Source organism: Solihabitans fulvus (genome assembly GCF_008386585.1).
GTDB classification, from domain to species: domain Bacteria; phylum Actinomycetota; class Actinomycetes; order Mycobacteriales; family Pseudonocardiaceae; genus Solihabitans; species Solihabitans fulvus.
In genome coordinates this window covers 26128-41527 of record NZ_VUOB01000076.1, presented here as the reverse complement: position 1 = coordinate 41527, position 15400 = coordinate 26128, and the positions used below count along the sequence as shown (strand labels likewise).

General features: G+C 69.7%; 10 protein-coding genes. 2 read left to right on the top strand and 8 right to left on the bottom strand.

The features are described from left to right. The first annotated feature begins 79 nt into the window (after positions 1–79). Positions 80–1816 carry a cellulase family glycosylhydrolase gene (locus F0L68_RS36315; RefSeq protein ID WP_223199448.1) on the top strand — a complete coding sequence of 579 codons (1737 nt, stop codon included), beginning with the start codon at positions 80–82 and terminating at the stop codon, positions 1814–1816. A 54-nt stretch (positions 1817–1870) separates the two neighbouring features. Here F0L68_RS36315 and F0L68_RS36310 read toward each other — a convergent pair whose 3' ends face one another. The 8 genes from F0L68_RS36310 to F0L68_RS36275 form a co-directional block, all read right to left on the bottom strand. Further along, positions 1871–2224, bottom strand: a complete 354-nt coding sequence (locus tag F0L68_RS36310; RefSeq protein ID WP_149854437.1) for a DUF1304 domain-containing protein — start codon at positions 2222–2224, stop codon at positions 1871–1873. Positions 2225–2367: 143 nt separating this feature from the next. After that, the gene (locus F0L68_RS36305) at positions 2368–4116 is read right to left on the bottom strand and encodes a cellulase family glycosylhydrolase (RefSeq protein ID WP_223199447.1); all 1749 of its coding nucleotides are present in this window, start codon (positions 4114–4116) and stop codon (positions 2368–2370) included. 42 nt (positions 4117–4158) lie between these two features. Beyond that, complete coding sequence (locus F0L68_RS36300; protein WP_149854436.1) at positions 4159–5667, bottom strand: glycoside hydrolase family 43 protein; 1509 nt, start codon at positions 5665–5667, stop codon at positions 4159–4161. 14 nt (positions 5668–5681) lie between these two features. After that, positions 5682–7688 (bottom strand): beta-galactosidase, encoded by a 2007-nt coding sequence (locus tag F0L68_RS36295; RefSeq protein WP_149854435.1) that lies wholly within the window; start codon positions 7686–7688, stop codon positions 5682–5684. After that, positions 7685–8722 carry a LacI family DNA-binding transcriptional regulator gene (locus tag F0L68_RS36290; protein WP_149854434.1) on the bottom strand — a complete coding sequence of 346 codons (1038 nt, stop codon included), beginning with the start codon at positions 8720–8722 and terminating at the stop codon, positions 7685–7687. The genes F0L68_RS36295 and F0L68_RS36290 overlap by 4 nt, the downstream gene beginning before the upstream one ends. A gap of 47 nt (positions 8723–8769) precedes the next feature. Continuing rightward, complete coding sequence (locus F0L68_RS36285) at positions 8770–9744, bottom strand: carbohydrate ABC transporter permease (RefSeq protein ID WP_149854433.1); 975 nt, start codon at positions 9742–9744, stop codon at positions 8770–8772. Continuing rightward, positions 9741–10628, bottom strand: coding sequence for an ABC transporter permease (locus tag F0L68_RS36280; RefSeq protein WP_149854432.1), 888 nt, complete (start codon positions 10626–10628; stop codon positions 9741–9743). Before F0L68_RS36280 ends, F0L68_RS36285 begins: the two co-directional genes overlap by 4 nt. Positions 10629–10696: 68 nt before the next feature. Continuing rightward, a complete protein-coding gene (locus tag F0L68_RS36275; protein WP_149854431.1) occupies positions 10697–12376 on the bottom strand; it encodes an ABC transporter substrate-binding protein in 1680 nt (559 codons plus the stop codon). Positions 12377–12564: 188 nt separating this feature from the next. Between F0L68_RS36275 and F0L68_RS36270 the strand changes: the two genes are divergently transcribed. After that, positions 12565–15399 carry a glycoside hydrolase family 3 protein gene (locus F0L68_RS36270; protein ID WP_149854430.1) on the top strand — a complete coding sequence of 945 codons (2835 nt, stop codon included), beginning with the start codon at positions 12565–12567 and terminating at the stop codon, positions 15397–15399. Position 15400: the final 1 nt, after the last annotated feature.

Below are 15400 nucleotides of genomic sequence, written 5' to 3'. Positions count from 1 at the left end.
GCCTCGCCACTCTGCGCCGTGGCGAGGCCGATGCCGCGGCCGGGCCCTTGAACCGCTTCGACTTGTCGACCATGAGGTGATGAGCGCAATGCTGCGAAGAACACTGACAGCCGGCGTGACGTTGGCACTGGTGGTCCTGGCCGTGCCGGCCGCGTCGGCCGCACCGACGCAGGCGGCCACCGGCTGCGAGGTCGCCTACACCACGAAGGACTGGAACACCGGACCAGGCCAGGGCGGGTTTGGCGCCGCGCTGACGGTCAAGAACCTCGGCGCCCCGATCACCTCCTGGACACTGCGGTTCGCCTTCCCCGGGGGCCAGCAGCTGTCGGGTAGTGGATGGGACGCCACCTGGACCCAGTCGGGCGCGGCCGTCACCGCCACGAGCCTGTCGTGGAACGGCGCCCTTGGCACCGGCGCGTCGACCGATCTCGGCTTCAACGGCTCATGGAGCGGGAGCAACCCGAAACCGAGCGGCTTCTCGCTGAACGACGTGCCGTGCAACGGGTCGAACGCCCAGCCGACGGTGGCCATCACCAGCCCCGCGTCCGGGGCGACCTTCGACGCCCCGGCCACGATCACCGCGACCGCGACCGCGACCGCCGCCGACGCCGGCGGGACCGTGGCGCGCGTCGACTTCGCCCTCGGCTCGTTCCAGGCGACCGCGACCACCGCGCCCTACAGCGCCACCTTCGGCAACGTCCCGCCGGGAAGCTATCAGCTCACCGCGCGGGCGACCGACGACAAGGGCGCGGTCGGGGTGTCCGACCCCGTCACCGTCGTCGTCAACGGGCCGGCCAGCGCCGCGCCCGCGCTGCACGTGTCCGGCAACAAGTTGGTGACCTCGTCCGGGGCCGCGTATCGGTTGCTTGGCGTCAACCGCTCCGGCGGCGAGTTCGCGTGCATCCAGGGCAACGGCATGTGGGACGGCCCGATGGACCAGGCGTCGATCACCGCCATGCGTTCCTGGAAGGTGCGGGCGGTGCGGGTGCCGCTGAACGAGGAGTGCTGGCTTGGTACCGCCGACGTCCCGGCGGGTGGCGCCAGCGGGAGCGTGTACCAGCAGAACGTGCGCGCCTACGTCAACCTGCTGATCGCCGCCGGGATCACCCCGATCGTGGAGCTGCACTGGAGCTACGGGCAGTACGGCGGCGCAGGGGCGAACTGCTCGGAAACGCGGGCCAACTGCCAGAAGCCGATGCCGGACGCCCAGTACGCGCCCGCGTTCTGGACCGGCGTGGCGAACGCGTTCAAGGGCACCGACGCGGTGCTGTTCGACCTGTTCAACGAGCCGTTCCCGGACGTCCCTGCCAACGACGCCACGGCCGGCTGGCGGTGTTTCCGTGACGGCGGCACCTGTCCCGGCATCGGCTACCAGGTGGCCGGCTTCCAGAGCCTGGTGAACGCGGTGCGGGCGACCGGAGCGAGCAACGTGCTCATGGTCGGTGGCCTGGCGTGGTCGAACAACCTCGCCCAATGGTTGCAGTACCGGCCGACGGACCCGTTGAACAACGTGATGGCCTTCGCGCACGTGTACAACTTCAACCAGTGCGTCAGCGCGAGCTGCTGGGACAGCCAGTTGGCGCCCGTGGCGGCACAGGTGCCGTTGACCCTCACCGAGATCGGCGAGAACGACTGCGCGCACGGGTTCGTCGACCAGATGATGGCGTGGGCGGACGCGCACGGCGTCGGCTACCTGGGGTGGACGTGGAACACGTGGTCGTGCACCAGCGGCCCGTCGTTGATCACGGACTTCAACGGCACGCCGACCGCGTTCGGTCAGGGGATCAAGGATCACCTGGCGATGGTGTCCAGTTAGCAGTGTCCGATCAGGACACCGTGGATGCTTCCGCACCCGGCGGAAACGGTCGAGTCAGCGGGCGAGCAGCAGGGCGATGAGCGCGAGGGCGCCCGGCAACACCTGGACGAACAGGATCCGCCTGCTCGCCGTCGCCGCACCGTAGAGCCCGGCGACGATCACGCAGATCAGGCCGTACAGCTGAAGCTGGAACTGACTCGCGATCAGGCCCCAGATCAGCGCCAGCGCGAGGAAACCGTTGTACAGCCCCTGGTTGGCGGCCAGTGTCCGCGTTTCCTCGGCGAACTCCTCGGTCGTCCCGAAGGCCGCGCGGGCCCGCGGGGTCGTCCAGAGGAACATCTCCGTGACCATGATGTAGATGTGGATGAGGGCGACCAACCCGACCAGGACGTCGGCGGCGATCTTCACGCGGTGCTCCTTCTCGCTGGCCAGGAGCAGCCGCTCCTCGGTGTCGAAACACGATTGCGCGTCGCCCTGACCGGTTGGGCCGGTCAGGGCGACGCGGAACAGAAGGGTAACGCCGTCGCAGCCGATCCGCTCGACGGAGTCGATCAGGACGCGTTGCCGGTCACCGAGCTTCCCGCCTTGGTCACGTGGTAGGTCGCGGTCGCGCCGCTCCAGAAGTGGAACGTGAGCGCCACCGGCGCGTTGTCCTTGACGGTGTTGAGGAAGTCGGCAGTGAGCGTGATGGCGTTGCCCGCGTAGTCCGGGCTGAAGGCCGTGTTGAACTGCTGGTACGGGGTCCAGCTCGCCGGGCCGGCGTTGCTGCCGTCGGCGTACTTGGCCTCCATCGTCGCCAGCACGTCACCCCGGAACTGGGTGGGCACGGCGAACGAGGTGGCCGTTCCGGTCGCGTTCGACAGCACCGGTGGGTCGTAGGTGATCACGCTGAGCTGCCAGGGAACTCCCTGGCGGAACCGGGCCTGGAGGACCCCGTTGACCCCGTAGGCCCGGTCCCCGGTCACCTGGGTGAGCAGGGCCGCGGTCAACGTGAGCTGGGTGCCGGCCACGGTGTAGTCCCTGCCCTCGACCAGCCGACGGTTGCCCAGCCAGAGTCCCCGGAACGTAGTTCCGTTCGGGTTCAGGGTGATCGTCCTGGCGGCGATCGGGCCGGACTTCGGCACGAAGACCAGGTCCGAGGCCGCGGTTCCCGAGCGGGTGGTCCAACTCGACTTGACCTGGGCGAACAGGGCCGGGTCGCGCCACTGAAGCGTGGCACGGTTCAGGTACGAGAACGGATCCCACAGGGCGGTGGTGACCCCGTTCGTCCGTGCCTGGTCGCCGACGGCCTCGAAGTACTTGAATGCCTCACCCTGCTCGATGGGAGCGGGATGCGTGTAGTCGGGATAGTTGAGCAGCCCGTACTCGCCGAGGTAGACCGGGATTCCCTTGGCGACGAACGTGGTGCGAATCCGGGCGAAGACGTCGGTCATGTCCTTCTGGACGTCGGCGTTGAACTGGGTGTAGCCGGCGATGTTCACGCTGAACGGCCAGAAGCCGTAGAAGTGCACGGTGGCAACCAGGTTGGGGTCGTGCAGCGAGGCCATCGTGGTGGCGAGGTCGTCCATGAGCTTCTGGTCCGGCGTGCAGCCGATCGTGGGCAGGGCGAGCAGGCGCGTCGCGTTCCGGCCGCCCGACTGACGCACGATGGTGTGGAAGGAGGTGTTCAGCTCGGCCAGCAGCTGGGTCTTCTGGGCGTCGGTGGCGTTGGTGAACGAGGGTTCGTTGACGCTCTCGAACAGCAGCTTGGCCGGCTCGTCCCTGAACTCCCGCGCGATCTGGGTCCAGGTCGCGTCAAAGCGGGCCCGCACGTTGTCGTGGTCGGTGGTCATGGTCGCGATCCACTGCCACGAGTCGTGGTGGACGTTGGTCTCGACGTAGAGGCCATCGGATAACGCCCAGTCGACCACCTGCTTGACGCGGCTCAGGTACGCCGGGTCGATCGTGTATGGGGCCGTGGCCGACTGGTGGTTGCTCCAGGTCACCGGGATGCGGACGCTGCGGAAGCCCTGGCCTCTTATGGTGTCGAACAGGGCCTTGGTGGCCGCCGGGTTGCCCCACGACGTCTCCTCCGGGATGGCGTCCAGGGAGTTGCCCAGGTTCCAACTGGGCTGCATCGCGGCAACGGCGTCCATCGCGTTTCGGGGAACCGAGGGCACCGAGGCTGAAGCGGCCGCGGTGTAGTCGGCGAGCACTGTGCCGCCGGCGAGAACAGTCGTGATGGTCAACGCCAGCGGAACGCCTATCGCCCACCTGAGCCCGCGCCTTCGGCGTGGTGCGGTGTGTCCGGTCTTGTCCACGTCTGAAGTTCCTTTCGGTAGGTCGGTTCACGGTGCGGAGCGTCAGTGGTCGAGCGGTCCGTAGTCGAACCAGTCGAAGTGGACGGCGCCTGCCCTGGCGTACAGGCCGATGACGCGGCCGGTGAAGCCGCCGGCCACCTCGGTCGACAGGTAGCGGCCGTCGAGCGTGCTCAGCGCGGTGAACGTCCCGTCTGCTCGCTCGATGCCGAAGGAAATGGAATCCGGCCCGGAACGCGCGTCGCGCAGTTCCCGTGTGGCGGTGATCTCCACGCCGAGGACGATGGGGCCGGTGGGCGTCGGCTGGGCGGCCACGACTGTCCGCAGTGGACCGATACGGGCGAGCACCCGCACCTCTCCGTCGGTCGCCTCGATCTCGTAGTGGTGCTCCTCGTCGAGCCGGACCGCCAGGCCGCCGACGCCTTCTGCTGGGTCGATCAGCGTGCGCGCCCGGCACGACAGGTGTTGCTGGCGCCGGCCGAGGAACACCACGGTGGGATCGTCCAGGCCGCTGCCCCTGGCGTGCAGGCTCAGCCATCCGGCGCGCTCCTTGGTGGTGTAGTGGTTCGCGGGCCGGTCGCGCAGCGAGAGCCAGCACGGCCGTAGCTCGCCGAGGTCGAAGTCGTCCCGGTCGGGCGGCACGGGACCGGGGTGCAGCGGCCACGGGGGAGCGGGCAGGACGGGGGACAGGTCGCCGACCACCGGCCAGCCGTCCACCCAGCTCACCGGGGCGAGGAAGGTCTCGCGGCCGAGGACGTGCCAGCCGGGGGTGCCGCCGCCCGGCCGTACCCCGAGCAGCACCATCCACCACGAGCCGTCCGGACCCTGCACCAGGTCCGCGTGGCCGGTGTTCTGGATGGGATGGTCGAGGCCGCGGTGGGTCAGGATCGGATTGGCCGGGCACGGTTCGAACGGCCCGGTTGGCGCGTCGCCGCGGGCGACGGACACGCTGTGGGCCCGCTCGGTGCCGCCCTCGGCGATGAGCAGGTACCAGTGGTCGCCAATGCGGTACAGGTGTGGCGCTTCCGGGGCCGTGGCACCGGGTGTGCCGGACCACAGGCGGCGTGGCGGGCCGAACGCGTGGCCGGTGTGCGCGTCGAGACGGACCTGCGCGACCCCGGCGACCGTGCACCAGCACGTGCCGTCCTCGTCCCAGGCGAGATCGGGGTCGATCCCGGGCACCCCGGGCAGCCGCACCGGGTCGGACCACGGCCCTGCCGCGTCGGTCGCGGTGACCAGCAGGTTGCCGCCGTCGCTGACATTCGTGACGATCAGCCAGAACCGGCCGTCGTGGTGGCGCAACGTTGGCGCGTAGACGCCTGCGGAGGCGGGTGTGTCACTCGGCAGCCGCAGTTGGCTCGGCCGGTCGAGGGCGTTGCCGAGCTGCGTCCAGTGCACCAGGTCGAGACTGTGGAAGATCGGGACGCCGGGGAAGTACTCGAAGCTGGAGCAGGCGAGGTAGTAGTCCGCGCCGACGCGGCAGACGCTGGGATCGGGGTGGAACCCGGCGATCACCGGGTTGGCGACGGTGGTGTCCTGCTGATGGTCTGACACCGGATCAGGTCCTTTCAGGTCATTCGCAGCACCACGCACCCGCCGGTCGGCAGCTCCTTCGCCGGTCTGTCGGTGAGCAGGTCGTGCGCTGGTGTCGGCAGGGGCACGGTGTCCGCGCGGTGGTTGAGCAGGAACAGCCAGCGGCGGCCGTCCGGGGCGGCCCGGGTGACGGCTTCCACGCCGGACGGCAGACCCGGCAGGTCCGGAGCGACGCCGGCCTCGGTCAACAACCGCGCCACCAGGGCGGCATAGCCGGCGTCGTCGAGACAGGTGGAGAGATACCAGCCCTGTCCGGCGCCGAAGCGGTGGCGGGTGAGCGCGGGAGCGTTCGCGAGAACGCCCTTGGCGTAGGAGAAAAGGGTCTCGGCGCCCTCGACGCGCACGGACTCGATCCACGCGGTGCCGTGCCGGCCGTCGGAGAGCGCGACCCGCTCGTCGCGCCGCAACGGTCGGTACTCCTCGACCCGGACACCCATTGCCGCGCGCAGCGGCGCGGCCGGGTAGCCGCCGAGGCGGGCGTGCATGCGTTCGTCGACGACGCCACCGAAGCATTGGAGGAGCAGGATGCCGCCGTCGGCCACGTATCGACGCAGGTTCGCCGCGTTCGCGTCGGACAGCAGCGGCAACGCCGGGGCGAGGAGCAGCGGGTAGCGGCTCAGCTCGGCGTCCGGAGGGACGAAGTCGACGGTGACGCCGGCGTCCCACAGCGCCCGGTGCGCCCGGCGGAGCGTGCCGTGATAGTCCAGTTCGGCCGACGGCAATCCGTTCGACTCGAGCGCCCACCACGCATCGGAGTCATGCAGGATCGCCACGCGTGCGGTGACCGTCGATCCCGCCAACTCGGTGAGGCGCGCGACGGCCTCGCCGGTCGTCACCACCTCGCGGAAGACCCGGCTGTCCTGCCCGGCGTGCGGCACCATCGCCGAGTGCCACTGCTCGGCGCCAGCACGGGACTGGCGCCACTGGAAGAACAGGGCGCCGTCCGAGCCGCGCGCGATGTGCCCCATGGTGTGCCGCAGGATCTCTCCCGGTTCCTTGGCCAGGACCCGGTCGCCCGCGTACACGGTGCTGGTGCCCTGCTCCATCAGCAGCCAGGGCCGGCCGGCGGCGAACGACCGGGCGCGGTCGGCGCCGAAGGCCGTGTCCGCGGCGGCGTCGAGGCCGGGCGCGTCCGGGTAGTGGTCGATGGCGACCAGGTCCACCTCCCGGCCGAAGGCCCACAGGTCAAGGTTCTGGTAGCCGGGCACCATCAGGTTGGTGGTCACCGGCCGGTCGCTGGCGGCGCGGATCGCGTCGCGCTGCTCCCGGTACGCGGCAAGGGCCTCGTCGGACCAGAATCGGCGGAAGTCCAGTACCTGGCCCGGATTCCGGTGCCACTGGGTGGCTCGCGGCGGCAGGACCTGTTCCCAGGAGGCGTAGTGCTGGCTCCAGAAGGCCGTTCCCCACGACTCGTTGAGGGCGTCGAGCGAGCCGTGGCGGGCGCGGAGCCACACCCGGAAGGCGGCGGCGGTGTGCTCGCACCAGCAGAGCGTGGCGTATTCGTTGTGCACGTGCCACAGCGCCACCGCCGGGTGGTCGCCGTAGCGTTGCGCCAGCGCGGCGGCGATGCGGCGCGCGGCGTGCCGGTAGGCGGGGGCGGCCAGGCAGTAGGTGTCGCGGCTGCCGTGGGTCAGCCTAGTGCCGTCAGCGGTGACCGGCATGGCATCCGGGTGGGCCAGGGTGAACCACGGTGGTGGCGACGCGGTCGGGGTGGCCAGGTCGACGGCGACGCCGTTGGCGTGCAGGCGATCGAGCTGGGCGTCGAGCCAGTCGAAGTCGTAGCGGCCCTCTTCCGGCTCCAACAGGGCCCAGGAGAAGACGCCGACCGTGACCAGGTTGACCCTGGCCTGGCGCATCAGGTCGTCGTCCTGTTTCCAGACCGGCTCGTCCCACTGCTCGGGGTTGTAGTCCCCGCCGAAGGCGAGGCCGCCGAGCCGGTCGACCAGATGACGTGTGCCCCGGTCTCTTCCCTGCGGCGTCACGGTCGGGAGCCCTGTCGCGGCGCGGGACCGGTGCTCTCGCGAACCGTCAGGACGGGAGTGAGCAGGACCAGTTCGTCACGCGGCTCCTCGCCCCGATCCAGCGCGGCGATCCTGCCCATGGTCTGCTCGACGGCGACCCGGCCGAGCTCCTGCGCCGGCCCCGTCACGGCGGTGAGCCGGGGTGCGTACTGCTCGGCGAGTTGCTCCGGGCAGAGTGCGATCACCGAGGCGTCCTCCGGAACCGTCCGCCCGCTGGTGCGCAGCAGGCCGAGCAGCGGGCCGATGGCTCCCTCGTTCTGCACCACGAACCCGGTGGTCTCGGGTCGGTCGGCGAGGATGCGGCCGAGGGTCCCCGCGGTGCTCTCGTAGGTGCCCTCGCAGGGGCGCTGCACGAAGCGCAGGCCGCGCCGCTCGGCGCGCTCGCGGAACCCTGCGAGAGTGTGCTCCGCGTATCCGGCGTGCCGGTGGTAGACGCCGGAACCGTAGCCGACGAAGGCGACCTCCCGGTGGCCAAGGTCGGCAAGGTGGTCCGCGCAGAGCGCACCCGCGGTGGCGAAGTCGTGGTCCACACAGGACACTCCGCGCCGGTCGTCGGGAACGCCGATGAGCACGGCCTGCGTGCCCTGGGCGCGGAGCAACGGCACGCGCTCGTCGTCCACCTCGACGTCCATCAGGATCACCGCGTCCGCCAGGCCGCTGCCGGCGACCCTGCGCACCCCTGCTGGTCCCTCGTCCTTGGTGAGCAGCAGAACATCGTGGCCGTGCCGGCGGGCCGCCACCGTGACCGAGACGGCGATCTCCATCATGACCGGCACGTAGACGTCGGCGCGCAACGGAACCACCAGGGCGATGATCTGTGAGCGGCGGGCGGCCAGTGCCCTGGCGCCCGCGTTGGGGTGGTAGCCGAGTTCGGTCACGGACCGTTCGACCCGGCGTCGGGTCTCCTCGGAGATCGAGCGTTTGCCGCTGAGCACGTAGCTGACCGTGCTGGCCGACACCCCCGCCTGCCTGGCCACGTCGGCGAGCGTCACCATCGATGGAACTCCGTTTCCTCGGATCGGTTCCGCGTTGTCCCAACCGCTCAGCCCTTGATCGCTCCGGTGAGCACACCGGTGCGAAAATGCTTCTGCATGAACGGGTAGACGAGCAGCAACGGCACCAGGGTCAGCACGACCACCGCCATCTGGAGCGCCAGCGGCGCGGTCTGCGCGTGCGCGGTGCCGAAGCCCGAGTTGATCGAGCCGGGCATTCCATTGCCCCGGTCGACGTAGGTGAACAGCACGTACTGAAGCGGCCACTTCTCGCTGTCGGTCGGCATGTACAGCATGACGTTGAAGAACGAGTTCCAGTAGCCCACTCCGTAGAAGAGGGCGGTCACCGCGGTCACGGCGCGCGAGGTGGGCAGCACGATCGACCACAGGATCCGCCAGTCCCCGGCGCCGTCGATCCGGGCAGCCTCGATCAGGTCGGCGGAGGTCTGCATGTAGAAGTTGCGCAGGATCAGGATGTTGAAGGCAGACACCGCGCCAGGCAGGATCAGCGCCCACCACTGGTCGTAGCCGCCGAGCCCGGTGACGACGAGGAAAGTGGGGATCAGGCCGCCGTTGACGAACATGGTGACGACCAGCAGGACCAGCAGGAAGCGGTGGCCGAGCGAGCGCGAACGGGAAAGGCCGTACGCGCACAGGACCGAGACGGCCATCGACAGGGCCGTGCCGACCACGGTGATGCCAAGGCTCACCAGCAACGCGGTGCGCACGGTCGACTCCGTCAGCATCTCCCGGTACGCCTCGAAGGTCAGGCCGTCCGGCCAGAGCACCATCCCGCCGGCGCGGTTGACGGCGGCCTGGGTGGACAGGCTGGTGACCACGACTATCCACAGTGGAACAACAATGATCAGCAGGAACCCGCCAAGAGTCAGGCCCTTGGCGGCCTGGCCGACGACCGTCGGCGGCTCTTCCCAGCGTGGCCGCGCGGTCCGTCTCGGCACGCGGACGGCCGCCTCGGCCGCGCTCGCCCTGTGCTCCAGGCCTTCGATCGTGAACGTGTCGGTCATTGTCGGTACAACCCATCCTCGCCGAAGGTGTGGGCCAGCTTGTTCGCTCCCCAGATCAGCAGCAGCGAGATGACGCTCTTGAACAGGCCCGCCGCCGCGCCGTAGCTGTAGTTGCCGGTGGCGATGCCGTAGTAGAACGAGAACGTGTCCAGCACGTCCGCCGCGTCGTGGCCCACCGCGTCCCGCTGGATCAGGAACTGCTCGAACCCGACGGTCAGCGCGTTGCCGAGACGCAGCACCAGCATCAGCATGATGACGCCGCGCAGGCCGGGCAGGGTGATGTGGCGCAGCCGCCGCCACCGCCCTGCGCCGTCGACCGCCGCCGCCTCGTACAGGTCCGTGTTGATCGTGGCGAGCGCGGCCAGGAAGACGATGATCCCCCAGCCAGCTTCCTTCCAGATGGTCTGCGAGGTGATCAGCAGCGCGAAGGCGTGTGGATCGGTCATGACGTCCCACGTGCCGAGGTCGTGGCTGCGCAGGAACTGGTTGAGCACACCGGCTCCGCCGAGCATCTGCTGGAACAGCGCGATGGCGAGCACCCACGAGAAGAAGTGCGGCAGGTAGACGACGGACTGGACGAAGTTGCGCAGCCGTTGGGACAGCAGCGAGTTGAGCAGCAGCGCCAGCGCGATCGGGATGGGGAAGAACAGGATCAGTTGGACGAAGCTGAGGTAGAGCGTGTTCTTCAGCGACTCCCAGAACAGCGAGTCGGCGAACAGTCGTTGGAACTGCTCAAGGCCGACCCAGTCGCTGTGCCAGACGCCGACGATCGGGTCGTACTCCTGGAACGCCGTGACCACACCGAACAACGGCACGTAGTTGAAGACCAGCAGCAGGAGGATCGCGGGCACCACCATCAGCAGCAGCGACCGGTCGCGCCGCATCCTGACCCGCCAGTTCCGCCGCGCCGGTCGTGCCCCGGGCCGCGATCGAGCTGGCGGCGCCGGCCTGGTCACTGGCCGGTGCCGTACTTGTTCAGGACGTTGTCGGTCATCCAGCCGGTCAGCCGGTCGCCGCCGCTGGACTTCCACGTGGCGATGGCGTCCCGCACGTCGGAGACCTTCTTCTTGCCGTGGTAGCAGTCCTTGATGGAGTCCTCGACGGCCTGCGCGGCGTCGGCGGTGGCCTGCGCCTGCGGCATGCTGATGTTCATGTTCCAGAAGACCGGCTTGTACACGGTCTTGAGGTTGGCGGCCTGCCAGGAGGTCCAGTCCTTGGTGACGACGTCCGCGCCAGGGTTGCTGATCACCTGCGGCGGTGAGGCCAGGAACGGATAGGTCTGCGCCTGGACCTCCTTCTTGCCCGCGTCAGTGGCCGTCGGCACCCCGTCCTGCCTCGTGTAGTGCGTGCCCTCCACGCCGAAGTTGACCATCGTGTACTCGGCCGAGCCGTACGGCGCCGCCAGGTAGTTCGCGACCGCCAGCAGTTCCTCGATCTGGTCGGGCTTGAGGTTGCTGTTGAGGTAGCTCAGGATGCCGGTGGAGTTGCCGAGGAAGAGGCGGGGTGTGCTCTTGCCGTCCGCGGCGATGACGTCGAACGCGCCGCGCCGGTAGTTCCCGTTTGCCGCGGTGCCGGACTGGTAGTCGGCAAGGGAGAAGCCGCTGGTGCCGCCGCCCTGGATCAGCGCCTTTCCGGCGTAGAAGCGGGTGTTGGCGTTCTCCTTGTCGCCCGCCAACGCGTCCGGGTGCACGTAGCCCGCGTGCGCGAGCTGGTAGTGCCAGTCAAGGGCCGCCAGGAACTCGGGGGTCTCGTACTTGTGGACCAGCTTGCCGCTGTCGACCCGCCACTTGTAGGGCACTCCCCAGGCGGCGAAGGTGTAGGTCCACACGTCGTCGAAGGCCCACACGCCGTTCTTGGCGTCGGTCAGCTCCTTGCCGAGGTTCATCAGGTCGTCGGCTGACTTCACCTGGCCGGCGGTGATGCCCTTCGCGTCGAAGATGTCGCGGCGGTAGTAGACGAGACCGGTGAGGCTGAAGCCACTGGAGAAGGACGGAATGCCGTAGAGCTTGTCGTTCCAGGCGCCGGCCCGCCACGCGCCGGTGGGGATGGCCGCGAGGTTCGGATACTTCTTGATCTTGTCGCCGGCCAGGTACGGCGTCAGGTCCGCCAGCTGTGTGCCGGCCAGCTCGCCGACGTTGAAGTTGGGGTCCCACCAGCTCGGCAGCTGGATCCAGTCGGGCAGCTTCTTGGCCGCCGTCATGGTCGGGACGATCGTGTTGTAGTTGGTCCCGTCTGCGGGCTTGATGGTCAGGTTGACGCCAAGCGCCTTGTTCATGGCCTGGTAGAAGGCATTGCCGGCCGGCGGTATGGTGCCCCACAGCGGGGTGACGGCCGTGTAGGTGCCGCCTCTGCCTGCAACATCCGGGACGGTGACGACCGGGTTGGCCGGGTAGGTCAGGAAGCCGGGTTCCGTCGCGATGTCGGCGGCGCCCGACACCGACGGGAGATCCGGGGTGATCTGGGTCGATGGCGCGTATGCCGGCAGGACTGCCCGCAGGCCCGACTCGCTGTTCGCGCCGGTCGTCTTCTGGGCCCCGCTGCCGCAGGCGGAGACAAGCGGCGCTATGGCTGTGGCTCCCGCGAGCGTTGCCGCGACGCTGATGAACCTTCTGCGAGTGAAGTCGGTGGCCATGCCGATGTCCGCCCTTCTCCATTGAAGTGTCGAAGCGCTTAAACAGTGGTGGCGAGACTAGTAACCCGTTTGACATCTGACAAGAGTCTGCTGTACCGCGAATTGTGCTACTCGATGGGACGATTGACAGTCCAAATGGCGCATGCGACTGTCGAAGCGCTTCAACGTCGATCCAGAGGGGCCGCCCAGTGAGTTCCCCGACCGCACCCGCCGTAACGCGGCTGCCGTTCCGCGACCCCGCGCTGCCGGTGAGCGAGCGCGTCGACGACCTGCTCGGGCGGCTCACGATCGACGAGCGGATCGCGATGCTGCACCAGTATGCCCCCGCAGTGCCACGCCTTGGGCTCACCTGGTTCCGCACCGGAACCGAGGCCCTGCACGGGGTGTCGTGGCTCGGTCCGGCCACGGTCTTCCCCCAGGCGGTCGGGCTGGGCGCGACCTGGGATGAGACGCTGGTCCATCGCGTCGCCGAGGCCATCTCGGTCGAGCAGCGGGCATTCCACTACCACCGCCCGCCCGCCGTCGGCAACGGCGCCAACAGCCTCCAGGCCTGGGCGCCCGTGGTGAACCTGCTGCGCGATCCGCGCTGGGGACGCAACGAGGAGGGCTACTCCGAGGACCCGACCCACACCGCCCGCCTCGCGGTGGCCTTCTGCCGGGGCCTGTCCGGCGACCATCCTCGGTTCCTGCGCACCGCCCCCGTGCTCAAGCACTTTCTGGCCTACAACAACGAGAACGACCGCTGCACCACCTCCTCGGGCCTGCGCTCCCGGGTACTCCAGGAGTACGACCTCGCCGCCTTCCGTCCCGTGATCGCCTCCGGCGCGGCCACCGGCGCCATGGCCGCGTACAACCTCGTCAACGGCCGCCCGTGCCACGTCAGTCCGCTCATCGAGACGGAGCTGCGCCGCTGGGCCGAGGCGAGCGGCAACGAGCTGTTCGTGGTCAGCGACGCCGAGGCGCCGTCCAATCTCGTCGATCTGGAGCACTACTTCGACGACCACGTCGAGTCCCACGCCGCCGCGCTCAAGGCCGGCATCGACAGCTTCACCGACCACGGCGAGGACAGCGCGACCCCGATCGGCAGGCTCCGTGCGGCGTTGGAGCGTGGCCTGATCGACGAGGCCGATGTGGACCGCGCGGTACGCAGGCAGCTCCTGGTCCGCTTTCGGCTCGGCGAGTTCGATCCCGACCTCGACCCGTACGCCGACACCGGCCTTGAGGTGATCGACTGCCCCGAGCACCGGGCTCTCGCGCTGCGTGCCGCAACGGAATCGGTGGTGCTGCTCAAGAACGACGGGCTGCTGCCGCTGGATGCCGCCAGGAAACCGAGGATCGCGGTCATCGGCCCGCTCGCCGACTCGCTGTACGAGGACTGGTACAGCGGCACCATGCCCTACGGGATCACCATCGCCGCCGGGCTCGGCGAGCGCGGCGAGCTGGTCCGCGTCGACGGCGTCGACCGGATCGCGTTGCGCTCCCGCACTACCGGCGAACTGCTGGGAGGGACCGCGTTCGACGTCGTCGACTGGGGCGGTGACGTGCTGACGCTCCGTGCCACCGACACCGGCCGCTACCTGAGCCTCAAGGACGCCGACGCCTCGCTCGTCGCCGACCAGGACCAGATCAAGAGCTGGGACGTGCACGAGACGTTCCGCCTGGAACCCGATGGTGGCGCCGTCCTGCTGCGCAGTGTCCTCACCGGCCGGTATGCGGCCGCCGATCCCACCGACGGCCGGATCGGCGTCACGGCCGAGACACCCGAGGATGCCGAACGCTGGCAGCGCGAGGTGGTGCGTGACGGCGTGCGCGAAGCGCGGGTGGCCGCCGAGGCGGCCGATGTCGCGGTCGTCGTCCTCGGCAACCACCCGCTCGTCAACGGCCGGGAAACCCAGGACCGCACGGACCTCGCGCTGCCCGGGACGCAGGACGCCCTGCTGCGCGCGGTCGCCGAGGTCCGCCCGGAGACGGTGCTGGTGGTGATGAGCAGCTACCCGTACGCCCTGGACTGGGCCGACCGGCACCTGCCCGCCGTGCTGTGGACGTCGCACGGCGGGCAGGAGACCGGCCATGCGCTGGCCGCCGTGCTGTTCGGCGACGCCGAGCCGGCCGGCCGGCTGCCGCAGACCTGGTACCGGGGCGACGACGAGCTGCCGGACCCGCTCGACTACGACATCATCAAGGCGGGCTGGACCTACCAGTACCACCGCACCGCGTCCCGGTATCCGTTCGGGCACGGCCTGTCCTACACCGATTTCGCCTACGGCGGCCTGCGGTTGTCCTCGAGGGCCATCGCCCAGGACGGCTCGGTCGAGGCGGCGGTGACGCTGGCCAACACGGGCGCGCGCCCCGGCAGCGAGGTGGTCCAGCTCTACGTCCGCGCGCTGACCACCCGCTACGAGGCGCCTGCGCTGCGACTCGCCGACTTCCGCAAGATCCGGCTCGACCCTGGCGAAAGCCGGGACGTGACCTTCCCGCTGTCCGCCGAACAGCTCGCCCACTGGGACGTCGGCACCGGCGCGTTCACCGTCGACCCCGGCGACTACGAGGTCCTGGTGGCCCGGTCCGCGGAGAACGTCGTCGGCGCCGCGCGGCTCACGGTGACCGGACCGGCGCCCGCGCCTCGCGCGGTGGTCGACCGCCACACCGCGGCCGTCGACTTCGACGACCACGCCGGCGTCACCATCGTCGACGCCAGCCGCGCGACCGGCGACGCGGTCGCGCCGACCGATCCCGCGCAGCCCGCGATGCTGTGGTTCCGTTCCACCGACCTGTCGGGCGCGGTCCGGGTCGAGGCCGAGATCGCACGGGAGGACGGCCCGGCCGAGGCCAGGCTGGAGTTCTGGGCCGACGACCAGCTGATCGGGACGATCCCGGTGCCGGTCACCGGACACCGCTACGCGCGGACGACCGTCGCCACCGAACTCGCGGCGCCGTTGGCGGGTGTCCACGACCTGCGGCTCGCCCTGCACGGCGGTTTCCGGCTCGTCGCCTTCCGCTTCGTCGGTTCGACAGCCGACTGAG

What these genes read in the sequence shown, in the direction of transcription:
- F0L68_RS36290 (WP_149854434.1), bottom strand. Translation starts at nt 8,722, where the DNA reads ATGGTGACGCTCGCCGACGTGGCCAGGCAGGCGGGGGTGTCGGCCAGC.
- F0L68_RS36280 (WP_149854432.1), bottom strand. Translation starts at nt 10,628, where the DNA reads ATGCGGCGCGACCGGTCGCTGCTGCTGATGGTGGTGCCCGCGATCCTC.
- F0L68_RS36315 (WP_223199448.1), top strand. Translation starts at nt 80, where the DNA reads ATGAGCGCAATGCTGCGAAGAACACTGACAGCCGGCGTGACGTTGGCA.
- F0L68_RS36275 (WP_149854431.1), bottom strand. Translation starts at nt 12,376, where the DNA reads ATGGCCACCGACTTCACTCGCAGAAGGTTCATCAGCGTCGCGGCAACG.
- F0L68_RS36285 (WP_149854433.1), bottom strand. Translation starts at nt 9,744, where the DNA reads ATGACCGACACGTTCACGATCGAAGGCCTGGAGCACAGGGCGAGCGCG.